22 protein-coding genes are annotated in these 18204 nt (G+C 73.5%); 16 read left to right on the forward strand and 6 right to left on the reverse strand.

The genetic code is table 11. The annotated features are described in order from the left end of the window. Positions 1–220: 220 nt before the first annotated feature. The gene (locus ACVWNX_RS15280) at positions 221–1021 is read right to left on the reverse strand and encodes a response regulator transcription factor (RefSeq protein ID WP_454414476.1); all 801 of its coding nucleotides are present in this window, start codon (positions 1019–1021) and stop codon (positions 221–223) included. Between the two features lie 509 nt (positions 1022–1530). Here ACVWNX_RS15280 and ACVWNX_RS15285 point away from each other — a divergent pair. The 7 genes from ACVWNX_RS15285 to ACVWNX_RS15315 all read left to right on the forward strand — a co-directional run bounded on the left by ACVWNX_RS15285 (position 1531) and on the right by ACVWNX_RS15315 (position 6762). After that, a complete protein-coding gene (locus tag ACVWNX_RS15285) occupies positions 1531–1785 on the forward strand; it encodes a MoaD/ThiS family protein (RefSeq protein ID WP_454414477.1) in 255 nt (84 codons plus the stop codon). 9 nt (positions 1786–1794) lie between these two features. Further along, positions 1795–3477: a hypothetical protein gene (locus tag ACVWNX_RS15290; protein WP_454414478.1), complete on the forward strand. Its 1683-nt coding sequence runs from the start codon at positions 1795–1797 to the stop codon at positions 3475–3477. Positions 3478–3649: 172 nt separating this feature from the next. Next, positions 3650–4396, forward strand: coding sequence for an LmeA family phospholipid-binding protein (locus ACVWNX_RS15295; RefSeq protein ID WP_454414479.1), 747 nt, complete (start codon positions 3650–3652; stop codon positions 4394–4396). A 397-nt stretch (positions 4397–4793) separates the two neighbouring features. After that, the gene (locus tag ACVWNX_RS15300) at positions 4794–4901 is read left to right on the forward strand and encodes a putative leader peptide (RefSeq protein WP_385490079.1); all 108 of its coding nucleotides are present in this window, start codon (positions 4794–4796) and stop codon (positions 4899–4901) included. 197 nt (positions 4902–5098) lie between these two features. Further along, positions 5099–5938, forward strand: coding sequence for a sulfurtransferase (locus ACVWNX_RS15305; protein ID WP_454414480.1), 840 nt, complete (start codon positions 5099–5101; stop codon positions 5936–5938). Positions 5939–5967: 29 nt separating this feature from the next. After that, a complete protein-coding gene (locus ACVWNX_RS15310; protein ID WP_385490085.1) occupies positions 5968–6255 on the forward strand; it encodes a DUF1416 domain-containing protein in 288 nt (95 codons plus the stop codon). Between the two features lie 255 nt (positions 6256–6510). Then, the gene (locus tag ACVWNX_RS15315) at positions 6511–6762 is read left to right on the forward strand and encodes a DUF3099 domain-containing protein (RefSeq protein WP_454414481.1); all 252 of its coding nucleotides are present in this window, start codon (positions 6511–6513) and stop codon (positions 6760–6762) included. Between the two features lie 252 nt (positions 6763–7014). Here the strand turns inward: ACVWNX_RS15315 and ACVWNX_RS15320 are convergent, their stop codons facing one another. Then, positions 7015–7377, reverse strand: coding sequence for a DsrE family protein (locus tag ACVWNX_RS15320; RefSeq protein WP_454414482.1), 363 nt, complete (start codon positions 7375–7377; stop codon positions 7015–7017). Between the two features lie 102 nt (positions 7378–7479). On the opposite strand from ACVWNX_RS15320, the gene ACVWNX_RS15325 reads away from it, so the two are divergent. From ACVWNX_RS15325 to ygfZ, 6 genes are all read left to right on the forward strand, one after another. After that, on the forward strand, positions 7480–8187 hold the full coding sequence (locus ACVWNX_RS15325) for a hypothetical protein (RefSeq protein ID WP_454414483.1): 708 nt from the start codon (positions 7480–7482) through the stop codon (positions 8185–8187). Next, a complete protein-coding gene (locus ACVWNX_RS15330) occupies positions 8184–8963 on the forward strand; it encodes a hypothetical protein (protein ID WP_454414484.1) in 780 nt (259 codons plus the stop codon). Before ACVWNX_RS15325 ends, ACVWNX_RS15330 begins: the two co-directional genes overlap by 4 nt. Further along, complete coding sequence (locus ACVWNX_RS15335; protein WP_454414485.1) at positions 8960–9847, forward strand: hypothetical protein; 888 nt, start codon at positions 8960–8962, stop codon at positions 9845–9847. Before ACVWNX_RS15330 ends, ACVWNX_RS15335 begins: the two co-directional genes overlap by 4 nt. A gap of 212 nt (positions 9848–10059) precedes the next feature. After that, positions 10060–10632, forward strand: a complete 573-nt coding sequence (locus tag ACVWNX_RS15340) for a heme-binding beta-barrel domain-containing protein (RefSeq protein ID WP_454414486.1) — start codon at positions 10060–10062, stop codon at positions 10630–10632. 167 nt (positions 10633–10799) lie between these two features. Next, complete coding sequence (locus ACVWNX_RS15345; RefSeq protein ID WP_454414487.1) at positions 10800–11300, forward strand: Fur family transcriptional regulator; 501 nt, start codon at positions 10800–10802, stop codon at positions 11298–11300. A gap of 34 nt (positions 11301–11334) precedes the next feature. Further along, on the forward strand, positions 11335–12321 hold the full coding sequence (ygfZ, locus tag ACVWNX_RS15350) for a CAF17-like 4Fe-4S cluster assembly/insertion protein YgfZ (protein ID WP_454414488.1): 987 nt from the start codon (positions 11335–11337) through the stop codon (positions 12319–12321). 34 nt (positions 12322–12355) lie between these two features. Here the strand turns inward: ygfZ and dtd are convergent, their stop codons facing one another. Then, positions 12356–12781 (reverse strand): D-aminoacyl-tRNA deacylase, encoded by a 426-nt coding sequence (gene dtd, locus ACVWNX_RS15355; protein WP_454414489.1) that lies wholly within the window; start codon positions 12779–12781, stop codon positions 12356–12358. A 183-nt stretch (positions 12782–12964) separates the two neighbouring features. Between dtd and ACVWNX_RS15360 the strand changes: the two genes are divergently transcribed. Together ACVWNX_RS15360 and ACVWNX_RS15365 are read left to right on the forward strand one after the other, a co-directional pair. Next, on the forward strand, positions 12965–13597 hold the full coding sequence (locus tag ACVWNX_RS15360) for an RsiG family protein (RefSeq protein ID WP_454414490.1): 633 nt from the start codon (positions 12965–12967) through the stop codon (positions 13595–13597). A 62-nt stretch (positions 13598–13659) separates the two neighbouring features. Beyond that, positions 13660–14808, forward strand: a complete 1149-nt coding sequence (locus ACVWNX_RS15365; protein ID WP_454414491.1) for an asparaginase — start codon at positions 13660–13662, stop codon at positions 14806–14808. A 355-nt stretch (positions 14809–15163) separates the two neighbouring features. On the opposite strand, the gene ACVWNX_RS15370 is transcribed toward ACVWNX_RS15365, so the two are convergent. Continuing rightward, the gene (locus ACVWNX_RS15370) at positions 15164–16162 is read right to left on the reverse strand and encodes an inorganic phosphate transporter (RefSeq protein ID WP_454414492.1); all 999 of its coding nucleotides are present in this window, start codon (positions 16160–16162) and stop codon (positions 15164–15166) included. A gap of 6 nt (positions 16163–16168) precedes the next feature. Further along, positions 16169–16789 carry a DUF47 domain-containing protein gene (locus tag ACVWNX_RS15375; protein WP_454414493.1) on the reverse strand — a complete coding sequence of 207 codons (621 nt, stop codon included), beginning with the start codon at positions 16787–16789 and terminating at the stop codon, positions 16169–16171. Positions 16790–17006: 217 nt separating this feature from the next. On the opposite strand from ACVWNX_RS15375, the gene ACVWNX_RS15380 reads away from it, so the two are divergent. Next, positions 17007–17399 (forward strand): metal-sensitive transcriptional regulator, encoded by a 393-nt coding sequence (locus ACVWNX_RS15380; protein WP_454414494.1) that lies wholly within the window; start codon positions 17007–17009, stop codon positions 17397–17399. Positions 17400–17639: 240 nt separating this feature from the next. On the opposite strand, the gene ACVWNX_RS15385 is transcribed toward ACVWNX_RS15380, so the two are convergent. Further along, entirely contained in the window at positions 17640–18017 is a 378-nt protein-coding gene (locus tag ACVWNX_RS15385) for a hypothetical protein (RefSeq protein WP_454415055.1), read from the reverse strand. Between the last annotated feature and the right edge of the window lie 187 nt (positions 18018–18204).

The raw sequence follows: 18204 nt of genomic DNA on the forward strand, positions 1-18204 counted from the left end.
GCCACGACCGCCCGGGACCGTCGCGCCGGGCGCCCGCGCCAGCGCGCGGCCCTCAGTAGACCATCCGGCGCCCCCCCCCGCAGGGGAACGCGCGACCCGTCGGCGCGGACCGTTCCGCCGACCGCCCGGCCGGGACCCGGCGTCCCCGACCACCCGGCCGGGGCTCCGCGTCCCCGATCGCCGGGCCGGGGCTCCGCGTCCCCGATCGCCGGGCCGGGGCTCAGCGCCCGACGCGCACCGACCGCGCGCCCGTCCCGGCCGGACCGCCCGGTCCACCGGAACCCGCCCGGCCGGACCGGCCCAGCTCGTCGACCTTCTCCGACTTCTCGGACTTGTCGGACTTCTCTGGTTTCTCCGGGATGACGAACCGGTACCCGACGTTCCGGACGGTCCCGATCAGGGACTCGTGCTCGGGGCCGAGCTTGGCGCGCAGCCGCCGTACGTGGACGTCGACGGTACGGGTGCCGCCGAAGTAGTCGTACCCCCACACCTCCTGGAGGAGCTGCGCCCGCGTGAACACCCGCCCGGGGTGCTGCGCGAGGTACTTGAGCAGCTCGAACTCCTTGAAGGTGAGGTCCAGCACCCGGCCCTTCAGCTTGGCGCTGTAGGTGGCCTCGTCCACCGACAGGTCACCGTTGCGGATCTCCATCGGGGAGTCGTCGGACACGATCTGCTGGCGGCCCATCGCCAGCCGCAGCCGGGCCTCGACCTCGGCGGGACCGGCGGTGTCCAGCAGGACGTCGTCGACCCCCCACTCCGCGGTCACGGCGGCGAGCCCGCCCTCCGTCACCACCAGGATCAGCGGACAGCCGGGGCCGGTGGAGCGCAGCAGCTGACAGAGGCTGCGCACCTGCGGCAGGTCGCGCCGTCCGTCGACGAGGATCACGTCCGCCCCGGGGGTGTCCACCAGGGCCGGCCCCTCGGCGGGGGCCACCCGGACGTTGTGCAGCAGGAGCCCCAGCGCGGGCAGCACCTCCGCCGACGGCTGGAGGGCGTTGGTCAGGAGCAGCAGAGAGCTCATCGCGCCCCACCCACCCGGGTCGCTCGGCCTGTGTGCACGGTTCGCTCGTCCATGACGTCGGTTCCTCCTCGGTCCCTGCGAGGACGTCTGCGGCACTGCTTCGTACTGCCACTGCTCGACACTGTTCGGTACTGCTCGGGTACTGCTCGGTACTGCCACCGCTTCGTACGGGAAACCGTTTCCCACGGCTTCCCACACATTGTCGCTTCTGTCCGCTCCATACGCTCCGTCCCGCTTCGGGGCCGGAGTCGTATACAAAGCGCCGGAAAGCACAAAAGGACCCGGGGGCTGCTTCGCCCGAGTCCTCTGCCAGCAGAATAGCCCACGCCCCCGCCCGCCGGGCAGAGCGAACGGGCCGTCCGGGGTGTGCCGCCGCTCACGGCGCCGGACGGTGACCGCGTCCCCCGTGCCCCGGAGCACGCCCCGCGCCAAGGACGGCGGGCGCCCCGGGGCACGGCATGATGGGGCGGACGACGACCCGTACGCGCAGGACTCCGGAGGAACGAGAGATGGCGAGGGGGACGATCCGCTACTGGGCCGCGGCGAAGGCCGCCACGGGGGTGGCGGAGGAACCGTTCGACGCCGGGAACCTGGCCGAGGCGCTGGCCGGGGCGCGGCGACGCCACCCCGGGGAGCTGGTACGGGTGCTGGACCGCTGCTCGTTCCTGGTCGACGGCACGGCCGTCGGCACCAAGGGGCACGAGACGGTACGGCTGACCGAGGGCGGCACGGTCGAGGTGCTCCCGCCGTTCGCAGGAGGGTGACCCCGCACGATGCCTGACCAGTCCGACCACCACGCGTTCCCGCCCGGCCCCCCGTACGGCACGGGCCCGGAGTACGGCGACGGCTCCCCCGGAACGGACGCCTCCCACGGCCCGTACGGGTCCGACCCGTACCCGCAGCGGGACCCGTACCAGGGCCAGCCTCCCCACCAGGGCCACCACCAAGGCCAGGGCCACCCCCACCCGCAGGGTCAGCAGCACTCCCAGGGTCAGCAGTACCCGCAGGGACAGCAGTACCCGCAGGATCAGCGGTACTCCCAGGGGCAGCACGCGCAGCCCGGGCAGCATGCGCACCCGGGGCAGCACGCGCAGCCCGGGCAGCCTCCGCACCAGGGCACCCATGCGACGCACCCGCCCCAGCACCATCAGCAGGCAGCCCCGTACCAGCAGGCTCCCCAGTCCTACGCGCCCCAGGAGCCCTACGGAGCCCCGGCCGTCGCGTACCCACAGTCCTCTTCCAGCCAAACGGGCCACACCGGTTACCCGGGCACCCCCGGCACTACCGGCGCCACGGAACACGCGGACCACACGGGCCACACGGGCTTCGCCGAGCGTCCGTACGACGAGGGCCCGCAGACCCAGCAGTGGCAGGCGCCCACCTGGGAGACCCAGCTCCAGCCCCCCGTCCGCCAGGACGCGCCGCCGCCCCGGACCGGCCCCGAGCGGGTCCCCCCGGCCGCCCCGCACGCCCCCGCCCAGCCGGACCCCGCGTACGGGCCCCCGCAGACGTACGGCCGGGGCACCCCCAACGGCCCCGACGCCCAGTGGACCGGAGCGGCGGGAACGACGGGGACGGCAGGGACGGCGGGAACGGCGGAAGCGACGACCCCGGCGACGGCCGCCCCCGGAGCCCCGGGCGCCCCGGTCACCCCGGGCACCCCGGGCACCCCGGACGCCCCCGAGGAACCGCGCTACGCGACCGCCGCCGACCGCGCCCGCGCGGAGGGCAGGCCGCAGATCCTGGAACCGGGCCTCCAGCCCGCCGCGCTCACCGCGCTGCTCGCCCTGCTGATCGCCGGGGCGGGCGCCCTGCACCAGTACGCCCTCGTGCTCCCGGTGGTGCTGCTCCAGGCGGTCACCGCCGCGGGCTGGTTCCGGCTGAACGGCATGTGGCCCGCGCGCCAGGGCATCGCCCTGGCCTTCCTGGGCGGCCTGGTCGCCGACGCGGCGCTGCTCGCGGCGGGCCGGGACGACGCGCCCACGGCGGTCCTCGGCACCCTCGGCGTATGGGTGCTGCTGTCCCTGGTGCTGACCCTGCGCAGCCGGGCGGGCGCCGACGAGCGGCTGTCCGGACTGCTGGTGCAGGTGGTGTCGGGGGCGCTCGCGGTGGTGGCCGCCGGGCACCTCGGCGCCGACCCGGACGCGGTGGTCGCCGGATCGCTCGCGATCGCCGCCGGGATCGTCGTCCGGGCGCTGCCGCTGCCCACCCCCGTGTCGGTGGTCGCCGCGCTGCTCGCCGCTGGCGCGGGCGGGTACGCGGCCGGGGCCCTCACGGACCTCGGCGGGAGCGGCGGCGCGCTGCTCGGCCTCGGCGCCGGGGCCTGCGCGCTCGTCGGGCACCGGGCCGCGAGCTACGACTACCCCTCGCGGTTCGTGCACATGACGGCGGGCGTGGCCCTGCCGCTGGCCGCCGCCGCCCCGGCGGTGTACTTCCTGGGCCGCGCCCTGGGCTGACCCCCCGAAGGGGGCGGGCGCCCGGCGGACACCCTCGACGGGGCCCGCGCGGGCGCCGTCGGACCGCGCTCGTCACAGGTGGTCGACAACCGGACGCCATCCCCGTCCACAGCCTGTGGACGGGGTTAGGCTCGCCGTCTACGTCCGATGCTGCGGGGGGACCCAACCGGCCATGCGCGCTCTGCGAATACTCCTGATCATCGCCGTCGTCCTCGGCGGCCTGTTCGTCGCGGCGGACCGGCTCGCCGTGAACTTCGCGGAGGGTGAGGCCGCCGAGCGACTGCGCACCAGCGAGGGGCTGGAGAGCACCCCCGACGTCTCGATCAAGGGGTTCCCCTTCCTCACCCAGGCCCTGGGCGGCACCCTCGACGAGGTCGAGGTGTCGATCGACGGCTACGACGCCAACGCGGGCACGGGCAGCGGCAGCGGGGCGAAGCCGGTCCGGATCGAGCGGCTGACCGCGCGGATGTCCGGGGTCGACTTCTCCGGCGACTTCTCCTCCGCCACCGCGCGCGGCGCCACCGGCACCGCGCTCGTCTCCTACCCCGAGCTGCTGAAGGCCGCGCGGGTCGAGCCGGTCCAGCTGGCGCCCGGGGTGACCGCGCGGGTCGTCGGACTGGCCGACGGGGGCGACGGCAAGATCGCGGTGAACGTGGAGGCCACCGTGATGGGCCGCAAGCTGCCGCAGCCCCTGACCGTCACCAGCTCCGCGACCGTCCGCAACGGCGAGGTGACGGTGGACGCGGACGACCTGCCGAACCTCGGGGTGCCGGTCGCCGAGGACAAGATCCGCGAGATCACCGACTTCCGGCAGCGGATCAGCGACCTGCCCGCCGGGATCGAGCTGGACAAGGTCGAGGCCGCCCCCGACGGGGTGAACATCTCCGTGAAGGGTTCGAACGTCCGCCTCGTCGGGTAGTCCCCGGTCGACGGCGCCACCGCGGTCGACCGGCGCGCGGCCCGTCAGCGGTCGCCGCCGTCAGCCGCCACCACCGCCATCACCCACCGGCGACGCCCGCTCCGGACCGGCCCACGACCGGCACCCGGCCGTCCACCGGCCCAGGACCGGGCCCACGAACGGGCCCGCCACCGGGCCCCGGCGGGCCCCCGACGGGCCGGTCCCGGCCCCCGGAGCCCACTCCGTCCACACTGCGAGACGACGCAGTCCGTACCGCAGATGGGATCCCGTCGGACGGCCCGGGCCGCCCCGCCCGCGACCGTTCCCACCAGGCATTGATCTCACTCTTCGGATGATCGCGTCTCGTCATATGAAACGCCGGTGACATGGCCGCCCACGGCTACCTACGATCGTCCCCATGCAGTGCTATTTGAGCGGTCCCCGTACGCGGGGACAGGCGGACCTGACGAAGCGGCGGGCAGTCGACCTGTGCCGCGTCGCCGCCATGCTCTGTCGCACCGTCTGAGCGGACCCGCGGCCCCGGTCACCGAACCCGAGCGAACCGCGCGACCCCGCCTCACCAGCCGCCCCCGGGCGGCCGTTCCACCAGGCCACGCACCGACGACGCCGTCACCCAGCAGGGCACCGCGCCGCCCGCCCGCCTGGATCACCGTTTTTCAGCCCCGCCGCAACTGCCCCGAACTGCCCCGGAGGAGAACGAGCATGAGCCGCAGCGACGTCCTGGTCGACGCCGACTGGGTCGAGGCCAACCTCGACAACCCGAAGGTCGTCATCGTCGAGGTCGACGAAGACGCCTCGGCGTACGACAAGAACCACATCAAGAACGCCATCAAGGTCGACTGGCAGCAGGACCTCCAGGACCCGGTCCGCCGCGACTTCATCGACCAGGCCGGTTTCGAGAAGCTGCTCTCCGAGCGCGGCATCGCCAACGACGACACCGTGATCCTCTACGGCGGCAACAACAACTGGTTCGCCTCCTACGCCTACTGGTACTTCAAGCTCTACGGCCACGAGTCCGTCAAGCTCCTCGACGGCGGCCGCAAGAAGTGGGAGCTGGACTCCCGCGACCTCGTCGCCGAGATCCCGCAGCGCCCGGCCACCGAGTACAAGGCCAAGGCCCTGGACAACTCGATCCGCGCCTTCCGCGACGACGTCGTCGCCGCGATCGGCTCCCAGAACCTGGTCGACGTGCGCTCCCCCGACGAGTTCTCGGGCAAGCTGCTCGCCCCGGCCCACCTGCCGCAGGAGCAGTCGCAGCGTCCCGGCCACGTGCCGAGCGCCCGCAACATCCCGTGGTCGAAGAACGCCAACGACGACGGCACCTTCAAGTCGGACGAGGAGCTGACGGCCCTCTACGCCGACGAGCAGGTCGACCTCGCCAAGGACACCATCGCGTACTGCCGCATCGGTGAGCGTTCCGCCCTGACCTGGTTCGTGCTGCACGAGCTGCTCGGCGTGACCAACGTCAAGAACTACGACGGCTCGTGGACCGAGTACGGCTCCCTCGTGGGCGTGCCGATCGAGCTCGGCCCGGCCAAGTAACCGACCCAAGCCAGCAGGAGAGAAGCGTTATGTGTGGAGCGAAGGTCGGCGGCCCCGACGCCTCGACGATCAAGCCCGGTGAGACCACCATCCAGGGCCAGGTGACCCGTGACGGCGAGCCCGTGACCGGCTACGTCCGGCTGCTGGACTCGACCGGCGAGTTCACCGCCGAGGTTCCCACCTCGGCCACCGGTCAGTTCCGTTTCTACGCCGCCGAGGGCACGTGGACCGTCCGGGCGCTGGTGCCCGGCGGCACCGCGGACCGCACGGTCGTCGCCCAGACGGGCGGCCTCGCGGAGGTCGCGATCGCCGTCTGACGGCACGCGCGAAAGCGGCCCGGAGGGCCGTACCCCAGGGGGTTGGACGCCACTGGACCGGGTACGGGCCTCCGGGCTTTCGCGTTGCCCGCGCGTTGCCCACGCGGGCAACGCGCGGCCCCGGCCGGGCCGGGCCCGTCTCGGTGCCGACGGGGCACCCGGCCCCGTCGGCACCGCCTCCACCCCTCCGGCGGAACCGGCCGGGAGCACCGCCAGAACGGGCCCGGACGCCCGCCCCGGACGTACGCTGAAGACATGTACGCACGCAGGCGGCATGTGTACTTCGCCATGATGGGCACGTGCGTGGTGCTCTTCGTCCTGGCCTGGTCGGTGGTGCGCCTGTGGTCGGTCCCGGCCGCCGTGGCGATGTGCCTGGTGGCCATGGTGATCCCGCCGGTCGCCGCGATCATGGCCAACCGGCGCGGCCCCGACGACCGCTGGTGGGACGCCCCCTCCGGGGACCCCAAGTCCGACGAGTGGTGGGACGAACTGGACGGCAAACGCTGACCGGTCCCCGGCGCCGACGGCCCGGTACGCGCGGCCGACCACACCCGCGACGGATCGACCGCGCACGACGGACGGGAACGCGCCGACGTCACACACCGGCCGGACCGCACCGCACCGCACCGCACCGCACCGCACCGGCGACCGTGACGGACTGGCGACCGTGACCGGCCGGTACCCGAGACCGCCCCGGCGGACCGTACCCGTGACCGCCCGCGACCCCGTACCCGTGTCCCGCCCGCCGGACGCGACGGATCAGTAGACGAGCGCCTGGACGCCGTCCCCCAGCGCCTCCTGGACGAACACCTGCGCCCCCGCGATCCGGACCCCGTCGAGCACGTCGTCCTGGGTGATGTCGCGGCGCGCGGCGCACTGGGTGCACAGGGTGACCGATCCCCCGGCCAGCACCCCTTCGATCAGCTCGGGCAGCGGGGCGGCGTGCGGCAGCTCGAACTCCGCCGCGCGGCCGGGCAGCGCGAACCACGCCGACTCCCCGGTCAGCCAGAGCGACACCTCGACCCCGCTGGCCACGGCGACCGCCGCCACCGTGAACGCCTGAGAACACCGCTCGGGCGCGTCCGCCCCCGCCGTCACCTTGATCACGAGCTTCTTCGCCATGCCCGAATCGTAATCGCGCGCCCCGCAACCACCTGCGGCGCCCACGCGTCTCCCCTGCGCACCCGGCTCATCCCAGGCGCCCCAACCACCCCAGGAGCACCCTTGACACCACCAACTCCCCACGAGGAACCGGGAGGAGGACCCCGGCCACAGCCCCGGCTCCTGCTCCGGCCCTGGCGAAGAACGCTGACCTTCCTCGCCACGGCGGTGGCGCTCGGCCTCGTCGCCGGAACCTGCGCCGGTTATCTGATCCAGGCCGACCGGACCCCCGCCCCGCTCCCCCCGCTCTCCCAGCCGGTCGTCCCGACCGCGCCCCCCGGCGACCACGCCTTGGCGGACCCCGCCGACCGCACGGACGGCGATCTGCGCGAGCTGCTGCTGGCCAAGCCGCGCGGGGCGCGCGAGGTACGGGCCCCGGGCTGGGTCGGACTGGACGAGAACCTGTTGCGCTACCGCGATCCACCAGCACGGCTCGGAACGCTGATCCAGCACGAATTCCGGCGTTCCGTCGCCGTCCAATGGGTCATCGACGGCCGGCACGTCAGCATCCAGCTCGACCAGTACCACAACGGCCGTACCCACGGGCTCCCCCGCATCCTGGGCTTCTACACACCCCGCGCGTCAGACATACCGGGGTCGGGCAACGGCGTCGTGTACTCGGGCAAGGAGCCCGACGCGTCCAGGAAGTACCTCAGCGAGTCCCTCGCCTGGCGTGGTGACGTCTCCATGTACATCTGGATCACGGATGACACCCCCGTCCCCGAGAAGGAGATCAGGGAGCTGGCCCGACGACAGGTGGCACGACTGTGAACACGAGCACTTCGGAAGCACGACGGTCTCGGTGGTCCCAGCGGCTGACGGTCCTGGCCCTGACGGGCGCGACCGTCACGGCCGTCACGGCCACCGCCGTGACCGTGGCCACCGCCGACCGCACCCCGCCCGCGCCGGTCTGGGCCTTCGAGGAGGCCACGGAAGAACGGGAGGAGCGGGAGGAGCGTCCCGACGGACTCACCGCGCTCCTCATGCCCTACGAGATCGCTGACCACTGGTACGCCCCGGGTCCCGACGTCGTTCCGATCGGTCCCCCCGGAGAGGGCCTCACGGAAGTGGGCAACCTCGCCTTCATGAAATGGGGGACGGACGCGGGGGACGCCGCCTGGTCCGGTGTCGCCCTCCCCCATCTAGTCGACGCCACGATCGAGTACGACGTCCGGACCGTGGCCGCGCGGGCCTACACCGATCTAGGTGGCCATCACACCGTCACCGTCTTCCTCATCCACCCGGGCGAGGGGACGGCACGGGCCATGGCGCGTTCCCTGGACCGGGGGATCAGCGGGGAACCCGGCGTCACCCGGGGGCCCTCCCCCCGGGGGCACGACGGTGTCCGCTGCCATCGCACGCCCCGCGAAAGGCTGGACAGCAGGACCGAGGCCCCGGAGCGGGCGGACGCGGTCGAGTGCGTGGCCCACGGGGGCGGGGTGGTGATGCTCGCCCAGGTGCACGCGGCCAGAGCCGTGAACCAGGACGACCTGGAGTTCGTCGGCGACCAGATCGACCGTCTCACCCGACAGGGGCAGCCCACATGACCACCGACGACCGGGCTCCGGCCCCCACCCCGGCCACACCGCCCGGCACCCCCGACGGACCGCCCGAAGACCCCGCCACCGCCACCGACGCGGGGACCGGGAACGCCCCGGCCCCCGCCGACAGGCGGCGACGGCGGGCCGCCCTCGTCCGCTGGACGGCGGCGGTCCTGGTGTTCGCCGCCACGGCCACCGCCACCGCCTACGGTCTGACCCGGGCCGACCGCGCCGATCTGCCCGGCCTCGCCACCCGGTCCGACGGCCGGTGGGACTACCCCCGGATCGAACGGCCCGCCCTGCCCGAGGGCGCGCCCGCCCCGTTCGCGGCCTCCAACGAGGCGTCCGTCCACCACGCGGCCCTGCGCGGACTGCTGCTGCCCGCGCCCCGGGGCGCGAAGCCCGACCCGGACCTGCGGGCCCGCGAAGGCTGGCTGACGCCCGCCGGGTACGCCCGGCTCTTCGCCCGGCCGGAACACCGGGCGGAGGTCCGCCAGCACCTCGCCGACCACGCGGTGCGCCGGGTCGCCGCCCGGGGCTGGACCACCCCCGACGGCACCCGCACCCGGATCTACCTGCTGCGGTTCGGCGGCGTGGGCATGGCCGAGTCCTGGCGGCGGGAGCACGGCTGGGACGAGAACGGGTCCCAGCAGGCGCTTCTCGACGCGCACGTCACCCGGCCCGACAAGGAGTACCCGGAGGAGGCCCACCCGGAGAACGTGCGCGCGCACGTCTTCACCGAGGTGCCGCCGCACGGCCGCGAGCACACCCGGCTCGCCTTCCTGGAGGCGGGTGACGTCGTCGGTCTGGTCGTCCAGTCCCGGGCCGGAGGCGTCCGGGACGTCCCGTTCCAGCAGACCGTGGTGCTCCAGGGTCAGCTGCTCGGCTGACCTCACCGCGAGCGCCGGGCCCCCGCCCACTAAACTGGGGCCCGGCCCGGTACCGCCGGTACCGCCCGACCGCCCACCGAGGAGCACCCCGTGGTCATCTTTTTCGAAGTTCTTCTCGCACTCGTCTGTGTCGGCGTCCTCGCCTTCGCGGGACTGACCGTGAAGAAGCTGTACCAGGGCCAGCGCTGATCCCCACCTAGGAACCCCAGCTCATGATCGAGATCCCGTCCGACCTGCACAAGGACCTCGTCCCGCTCGCCTTCCTCCTCGGGAACTGGGCGGGCGCGGGCGTGACCGACTTCCCCGGCGCCGAGAAGGCCAACTTCGGACAGGAGGTCACCTTCAGCCACGACGGACGGGACTTCCTGGAGTACCGCTCCCACACCTGGATCCTGGACAACGACGGCAACAAGGTGAAGCCGCTGGAGTCGGAGTCCGGGTTCTGGCGGATCGACGCCGACCGCAAGGTCGAGGTGACGATGGTCCGCGACGACGGCGTCGTCGAGATCTGGTACGGGGAGCTGGCCGACAAGAAGCCGCAGATCGACCTCGTCACCGACGCGGTCGCGCGCACCGCCGCCTCCGGCCCCTACACCGGCGGCAAGCGGCTCTACGGCTATGTGAAGAGCGACCTCATGTGGGTCGGCGAGAAGCAGACGCCCGACGTCCCGCTGCGCCCCTACATGTCCGCCCATCTGAAGAAGGTCGTCACCCCCGAGGACGTCGCCAACTGGGCGAAGGACCTCGGCGACCTCCCGGACGACGGCATCGCCTTCTTCCGCTAGGCCCGGTCCCCCCGGAACCCCCGCCGACCCCGTCGGCACCCCGGCCCCCGGCACGCGGCTTCCGTCCGCGCGCCGGGGGCCGTCGGTTTCCGGACGGCGGGACCGTCCGGCGGCCCTCCGGCTCCGTCCCGGCCCCCGACCCGGCCGCCCCCGCCTACACTGGCCGGGTGGTGAGCCCCGACTGGAAAGCCGACCTCCGTAGCCGTGGTTACCGGCTGACGCCCCAGCGGCAGCTGGTGCTGGAAGCGGTGGACGCGCTGGAGCACGCGACGCCCGACGACATCCTCTGCGAGGTCCGCAAGACGGCCTCCGGGGTGAACGTCTCCACGGTGTACCGCACCCTGGAGCTGCTGGAGGAGCTGGGGCTGGTCAGCCACGCGCACCTCGGGCACGGGGCGCCGACCTACCACCTCGCGGCCCGCCACCACCATCTGCACCTGGTGTGCCGGGACTGCTCGGGCGTCACCGAGGCCGACGACACCGTCGCGGACGAGTTCACCGCGAAGCTGCGGGACGCCTTCGACTTCGACACCGACATGAAGCACTTCGCGATCTTCGGCCGGTGCGGCGACTGCCGACGCGCCGCCCCCGCCGACGGGACCGCCGGAGGGGCCGCCGGAGGGGCCGGAGACGGCGGGGCCCGGAACGCCGACCCGGACGGGAAATAATCCGGGGCCGTCGCGGGTCGTAACCTGAGTGACTATGAAGAGCCCCCTGTTGTCGCTGCCCGGTGCCGTCCCCGCCGAGGGCGTGGACGAAGGCGTGGCGGGCCACTACGGTGACCTGTTCCGCGAGCAGCGCGCCCTCGCGCGCGGCACCGGCTTCGTGGACCTCTCCCACCGGGGAGTCGTCGCCGTCACCGGTGCGGACCGGCTGAGCTGGCTGCACCTGCTGCTCACCCAGCACGTCAGCGATCTGCCGCCGCACCGCGCCACCGAGGCGCTGATCCTCTCCGCCAACGGGCACATCGAGCACGCCCTGTACCTGGTGGACGACGGCACCACCACCTGGGCGCACGTCGAGCCGGGCACCCGGGAGGCGCTGATCGCCTATCTGGAGTCGATGCGGTTCTTCTACCGGGTGGAGGTCGCCGACCGCACCGACGACTTCGCCGTGGTCCACCTCCCCGCCGGGTCGATCGTCCCCGTCCCCGAGGACGGCGGCGTCGTCGTACGGGAGACCCCGCACGGCCGGGACCTGTTCCTGCCGCGCGAGCGGCTGGCCGCGCTCGGCGCCGACGGCGCGGACGGTCCGTACGGCCCCCCGGCCGGCATCCTCGCCTACGAGGCCCTGCGCGTGGAGGGCCACCGGCCGCGCCTCGGCTTCGAGACCGACCACCGGACGATCCCCCACGAGCTGGGCTGGATCGGCGGCGCGGTCCACCTCCAGAAGGGCTGCTACCGGGGCCAGGAGACCGTCGCCCGGGTGCAGAACCTCGGCAAGCCGCCCCGTCGGCTGGTCTTCCTCCACCTCGACGGCAGCGAGGTGCACCTGCCGCCCCGGGGCACCGAACTGCGGCGCGCCGCCGACGGCCCCGACGGACGTCCGGTCGGGTTCCTCACCACCTCGGTGCGCCACCACGAACTGGGGCCGGTGGCCCTCGCCCTGATCAAGCGGAACGTGCCGGTGGACGCGGAACTCCTCGCGGACGGGACCGCCGCCGCCCAGGAGACCGTCGTCGAACCCTGAGCCGGGGCGGGGCCCGGTACCGTCCCGGGGAGGGTCAGACCTCCAGCAGCACGGTGAACGGGCCGTCGTTCGTCAGGGACACCCGCATCGACGCCCCGAACCGGCCGGTCGCGACCTTCGCCCCCAGCTCCCGCAGCCGTTCCACGACCTCGTCCACCAGCGGCTCGGCGACCTCGCCGGGCGCCGCCGCGTTCCAGGTCGGGCGACGGCCCTTGCGGGCGTCCCCGTACAGGGTGAACTGGCTGATCACCAGCAACGGGGCGCCCGTGTCGGAGCAGGACCGCTCCCCGTCCAGGATCCGCAGCGTCCACAGCTTGCGGGCCAGTCGCGCCGCCTGTTCCGGGGTGTCCTCGTGGGTCACCCCCACCAGGACGCAGAGCCCCTCCCCGTCGATCTCCCCGACCGTCTCGTCCCCGACGACGACGGCCGCCCCGTCCACCCTCTGCACCACCGCTCGCATGCGCCCCATCATGCCCTCATCCCCCGGCCCCGTGTCCCCGCGCCCATCCGGGGGCACCCGCATGCTCCCGAACCCCCCATCCGGGGCCGATCGGGGGCACTCGGTCACATAGCGCCCACTCGGGGTGGCACGATGCTCCCCAGGCGGTAGACCGCACCGGTCGAGGGGACGGTTGTCGATCACATGAGCACATCGAGTACCGGGCGCCAGCAGCCCGTGCCCGTGTCACTGACCCGCACGAGCCCCCGGGCGCGCGGCGCCGTGAAGGGCGGCGCCCGGACCGGCGCGCGACCACCCGCGCAGCGCACCGCGGGGACCCCGCTGTTCGACCGGCTGACCACTGTGGACCTGGCCGCGCTGACCCTGCCCGAACTGCGCGGACTGCGCCGCGAGGCGCAACGGGACGAGGCCGACCTCAGCTACGTGAGACGGCTGTTCCAGGGCCGCATCGACATCCTGCGCGCGGAACTCGCCCGGCGCGCGGACCCCAAGACCCCCGTCGTGGACCGGCTCTCCGAGATCCTCACCGACCAGCCCGCCCGGCATCGCTCCTCCGCCCGGCACGTCACGGTGGGCACCCCCCGGGGCGAGGAGTACCGACGGCTGGCCGCCGAGACCCTCGGCGAGGTCGAACTCTCCGACCTCGCCGCCCGCACCGACCAGGAACTGCGGGACGCCCGGGGGCGGCTCGTCCAGTACGAGCAGCAGGTGTCGGGACGGCGGCAGGCCCTCCAGCGCACCGCCGACGGATGCAGTGCCGAGATCGCCCGCAGGTACCGTGAGGGCGAAGCACAAGTAGACGATCTGCTCGCCTGACGCGGTCGGCCCGGCGATCCCGGGCGACCCGGTCGCGGGCCGTTCCCCGGAGGCCACCCGCCATGTCCGCCAGCCCCGCGCCGCCGTTCCCGCCCCCGTCCTCGTCCGGGCCCGCCGTTCCGTCCGGGGCCGCCCCCGGGCCCGCCGTCCCTTCCGGGGCCACCCCCGGGCCCGCCGTCCCTTCCGGGGGCGCTCCCGCGTCCGCTCCGCGCTCCGGGCCCGGCGGCGGACCCGCCGGGCCGACGGCCGCGCCGGCCGTCCCGTCGGCGGTCGCGCCGCCGGTGCTCGCCGAGGTCGTCCGCTCCGGGTTCGTGGAGGGACGGCACCGGGGGCACCTGGTCGTCCTCGGCGCCGACGGGACGGTGGAACTGGCCCTCGGGGACGTCGACGCGCCCGTGTTCCCCCGGTCCACCGGCAAGCCGATGCAGGCCGCGGCGGTGCTGCGGGCGGGGGTGCCGCTCACCGGCGAACGGCTCGCCCTGGCCGCCGCCAGCCACTCCGGCGAACCGTTCCATCTGGCGCTGACCCGGGCCCTGCTCACCCGTTACGGGCTCACCGCCGAGCTGCTCCAGTGCCCGCCGGACCTCCCGCTGGACCCGGTGGAGGCGGAGGCGTACCTCGCCGCCGGGGGCGTCCGGGAGCGGATCGTCATGAACTGCTCCGGCAAGCACACCGCGATGCTGGCCGCCTGTCTGCGCAACGGCTGGCCCCTCGACTCCTACCTCGACCCCGGCCACCCCCTCCAGCTGCTGGTGCGGGAGGCGGTCGAGTCGGCCACCGGGGAGACCGTCGCCGCCACCGGCACCGACGGGTGCGGGGCGCCGCTGTTCGCGTTCTCCCTCACCGGGCTGGCGCGGGCGTTCCGCTCCTACGTCCTGGCGCCCGTGGGCTCCCCCGAACGCCGGGTCGCCGACGCGATGCGCGCGCACCCCGAGTACGTGGCCGGGACCCGGCGGGCCGACACCTGGCTGATGCGGGCGGTGCCCGGGACGCTGGCGAAGATGGGCGCCGAGGCCGTCCAGGCGGTCGCGCTGCCCGACGGGCGCGCCCTGGCGTTCAAGATCGAGGACGGTGGGGGGCGGGCGCTGGGACCCGTCCTCGCGGAGGCGCTGCGACGGCTCGGGGTCCGGGACGGGGTCCTCGACCGCATCGGTCACGTGGGCCTCACCGGCGGCTCGGCGGAGGTCGGCACGGTACGCGCCGCGTTCTAGCCCCTCGCCCCTCTTCCGGTGCGCCACCCGTTCCCGGGGCGGCCTTCCGGTCCGGGGGGCTTCCGGTCCGGGCTGCCGCGCGGGCGCGTGGGGGTCGCTCGCGCCGTTCCCCGCGCCCCTTCGGGGCGCCCCCGAGCAGGCCCGGTGCCGATGCCGTACCAGGCCCCGTCAGGGGCGCGGGGAACTGCGCGAACAACCACGACGGACCCGAGGAAGACAACGCACCGTCCGAGGCAGGAACTAGGGGCGCGGGGAACTGCGCGAAGGACGCCCACCGGCCTGGACGGGTCCACGACCGGAGGACCCCGACGCGCACCCGCCGGAGGCGACGCGCACCCACCCGGGAGGGCCCCGCTCAGCCGAAGGCGAGCTGAACGACCCAGAAGCTCAGCGCAGCGCTGAGCGCCGCCGCGGGCATGGTGATGAACCAGCCCAGGACGATGTTCTTGGCGACCCCCCACCGCACCGCGTTCAACCGCTTGGTCGCCCCGACGCCCATGATCGCCGAGGTGATCACATGGGTCGTGGAGATCGGCGCGTGGAACAGGAACGCGGAGCCGAACATGATGGACGCGCCGGTGGTCTCCGCCGCGAACCCCTGGGGCGGATCCAGCTCGATGATCTTGCGGCCGAGCGTCCGCATGATCCGCCAGCCCCCGGCGTACGTCCCGAGCGACAGCATCACCGCGCAGGCGATCTTCACCCACACCGGGATGGCGTCCCCGGAGTCCTGGACGTCGGCGATGACCAGCGCCATGACGACGATGCCCATCGTCTTCTGCGCGTCCTGGAGGCCGTGCCCCAGCGCCATGCCCGCCGCCGAGACGGTCTGGGCGATCCGGAAGTGCCGCTTCGCCTTGTGCGGGTTGGCCCGGCGGAACATCCAGAGGATCCCGCACATCACCAGGTAGCCGACGACCAGCCCGACCAGCGGGGAGACGAACATCGGGATGACGATCTTGTCGAGCACCCCGGACCAGATGACGTCCGTGCCGCCCGCGAGCGCCGCGCCGACCATGCCGCCGAAGAGGGCGTGCGAGGAGGACGAGGGCAGCCCCAGGTACCAGGTGACCAGGTTCCACAGGATCGCGCCGACCAGCGCGGCGAAGAGGATACCCATCCCCTTGGAGCCGTGCGGGGTCTCGATCAGTCCCTCGCTGACCGTCTTGGCGACCCCGCTGCCGAGGAACGCGCCGATGAGGTTCATGACCGCCGCCATCGCCAGCGCCGCCTTGGGCGTGAGCGCCCGGGTGGAGACCGAGGTGGCGATGGCGTTCGCGGAGTCGTGGAAGCCGTTGGTGTAGGTGAAGAAGAGCGCGACCCCGATGGTCACGACCAGGGCGAAGGTGTCCACGAGGGTTCAGGACTCCTTGACCGCGATGGTCTCCACCGTGTTCGCCACGTGCTCGAACGCGTCGGCGGCCTCTTCCAGGACGTCGACGATCTGCTTCAGCTTGAGCACCTCCATGGCGTCGTACTTGCCGTTGAAGAGGTGCGCGAGGAGTTTGCGGTGGATCTGGTCGGCCTGGTTCTCCAGCCGGTTGACCTCGATCCAGTACTCGGTGAGGTTCTCCATGGTGCGCAGGTGCGGCATCGCCTCGGCGGTCAGCTCGGCCGCCCGCGCCAGCACCTCGATCTGCTGCTCGACGCCCTTCGGCAGCCGTTCGATCTGGTAGAGCACGACCAGGTCGACGGCCTCCTCCATGAAGTCCATGATGTCGTCGAGGGAGGAGGCGAGGGAGTAGATGTCCTCGCGGTCGAACGGGGTGATGAACGAGGAGTTCAACTGGTGGAAGATGGCGTGCGTGGCGTCGTCCCCCGCGTGTTCCGCCGCCCGCATGCGTTCCGCGATCTCGGCCCGGTCCGGCGCGTCGGCCCCGAGCAGTTCCATCAGGAGCTTCGAGCCCGTGACGATGTTGTCCGCGGACGCGGCGAACATGTCGTAGAAGCTCGTCTCCCTGGGGGTCAGACGAAAACGCACGTGGGGTCCTCGGGATGCTGGGTTTCGGTCAGGCTGATGCTAGGCGCATCATCCAGTCACGGCTAACCGGCGTTCCACCAGTGTCGCTCATCCACGGTGACGGGTGGCACCGGGTCCGGACAACCCTCCCGTACCCGGAAAAGTTCGGTACCATATACCCACCAGGGGTATGCAAACGAGGGTGGCCGCCGCGCGCGGCGACAGTACGGAGGACGCCATGACGAGCACCGAGACCGGATCCACGACGTCGGGCGCGTGCTGCTCCGGCCCCGGCGCGGCGACGGCCGCCGAGGGCACCACCGAAGTGATCACCGATCACGACCTGGGCATCCACGGCTACCACAAGCAGAAGAGCGAGCACCTCAAGCGGCTGCGACGGATCGAGGGGCAGATCCGCGGACTCCAGCGGATGGTCGACGAGGACACCTACTGCATCGACATACTCACGCAGGTCTCCGCGTCCACGAAGGCGCTCCAGTCCTTCGCCCTCCAGCTGCTGGAGGAGCACCTGCGGCACTGCGTCGCGGACGCGGCCCTCAAGGGCGGCTCCGAGATCGACGACAAGGTCGAGGAGGCCACCAAGGCGATCGCCCGGATGCTCCGCACCTGACCCCCCGCCGGTCAGCCCACGGACCCGGACCGTCCCCCGCCGTCCCGACGCGGCGGTGCGACCGGCCCGCCCCGCGCCGTCCGCGCGGCGGCGGTGCCGTCCGCACCGCCGCGTCGCGTCGTCACCTCGTCGTACCCGCCGTCATCACGCTGTCGCGGCCGATGTCACGCCGCCGTCCTCAGCACGCTGTCGCATCCGGCGTCACGCAACCGCCGCCGTCGCCGTCGCCGAAGCCGGACGTCAGGCCCAGAAGCGGCCCGTGACGCCCCGGCAGCCCGGACCCGCCGGACCGCCGCGCCCGTCGAGGCCGCCGCGCACCTCGTGTGCGCCGCGTCCGTCGATCGCCTCGACCCCACCGGCCGTCCCGGCCCCGTCGAGCGTCCCGGATTCCCCGAGGGACCCGGCCGCGAGGGATCCGGTCACCCCGGCCGTCCCCGCCGACCCCGCCGTCCCGGGCTCCCCGGACCGCACCGCGTCGGGCCGGACGTCCCGGGCGTCCCGGACCCGCAGCACCTCGTCGATCCGCGCGGCGCTCAGCCGCTCCTCGCCCGTGGTGCTCGCGGCGATGATCAACTCGCCGCACAGCTCGATCTCGGCGAGGGCGACGTGGTCCTGCACGGCCGTTCCACTGGACGGAGCCACCCACATCACCTCTTCCTGGCCGCCACCGGCTTCCTAGCGTAGGCAGCGACTACACACCGCGCATGGCACGGACGGGCCATTTCCGCCCCGTCCTGTCGACTACGCCCCCTCCACTCCCTCCCGCGCCCCGCCACGGCTCGCGCGCCGTGCACGCCCCCTCGCG

Source organism: Streptomyces sp. JNUCC 64 (genome assembly GCF_054484115.1).

Coding starts and splice junctions, on each gene's coding strand:
- ygfZ (WP_454414488.1), top strand. CDS start 11,335: ATGAAGAGCCCCCTGTTGTCGCTGCCCGGTGCCGTCCCCGCCGAGGGC.
- ACVWNX_RS15280 (WP_454414476.1), bottom strand. CDS start 1,021: ATGAGCTCTCTGCTGCTCCTGACCAACGCCCTCCAGCCGTCGGCGGAG.
- ACVWNX_RS15310 (WP_385490085.1), top strand. CDS start 5,968: ATGTGTGGAGCGAAGGTCGGCGGCCCCGACGCCTCGACGATCAAGCCC.
- ACVWNX_RS15335 (WP_454414485.1), top strand. CDS start 8,960: ATGACCACCGACGACCGGGCTCCGGCCCCCACCCCGGCCACACCGCCC.
- ACVWNX_RS15285 (WP_454414477.1), top strand. CDS start 1,531: ATGGCGAGGGGGACGATCCGCTACTGGGCCGCGGCGAAGGCCGCCACG.
- ACVWNX_RS15305 (WP_454414480.1), top strand. CDS start 5,099: ATGAGCCGCAGCGACGTCCTGGTCGACGCCGACTGGGTCGAGGCCAAC.
- ACVWNX_RS15365 (WP_454414491.1), top strand. CDS start 13,660: ATGTCCGCCAGCCCCGCGCCGCCGTTCCCGCCCCCGTCCTCGTCCGGG.
- ACVWNX_RS15340 (WP_454414486.1), top strand. CDS start 10,060: ATGATCGAGATCCCGTCCGACCTGCACAAGGACCTCGTCCCGCTCGCC.
- ACVWNX_RS15315 (WP_454414481.1), top strand. CDS start 6,511: ATGTACGCACGCAGGCGGCATGTGTACTTCGCCATGATGGGCACGTGC.
- dtd (WP_454414489.1), bottom strand. CDS start 12,781: ATGCGAGCGGTGGTGCAGAGGGTGGACGGGGCGGCCGTCGTCGTCGGG.
- ACVWNX_RS15380 (WP_454414494.1), top strand. CDS start 17,007: ATGACGAGCACCGAGACCGGATCCACGACGTCGGGCGCGTGCTGCTCC.
- ACVWNX_RS15295 (WP_454414479.1), top strand. CDS start 3,650: ATGCGCGCTCTGCGAATACTCCTGATCATCGCCGTCGTCCTCGGCGGC.
- ACVWNX_RS15290 (WP_454414478.1), top strand. CDS start 1,795: ATGCCTGACCAGTCCGACCACCACGCGTTCCCGCCCGGCCCCCCGTAC.
- ACVWNX_RS15300 (WP_385490079.1), top strand. CDS start 4,794: ATGCAGTGCTATTTGAGCGGTCCCCGTACGCGGGGACAGGCGGACCTG.
- ACVWNX_RS15360 (WP_454414490.1), top strand. CDS start 12,965: ATGAGCACATCGAGTACCGGGCGCCAGCAGCCCGTGCCCGTGTCACTG.
- ACVWNX_RS15320 (WP_454414482.1), bottom strand. CDS start 7,377: ATGGCGAAGAAGCTCGTGATCAAGGTGACGGCGGGGGCGGACGCGCCC.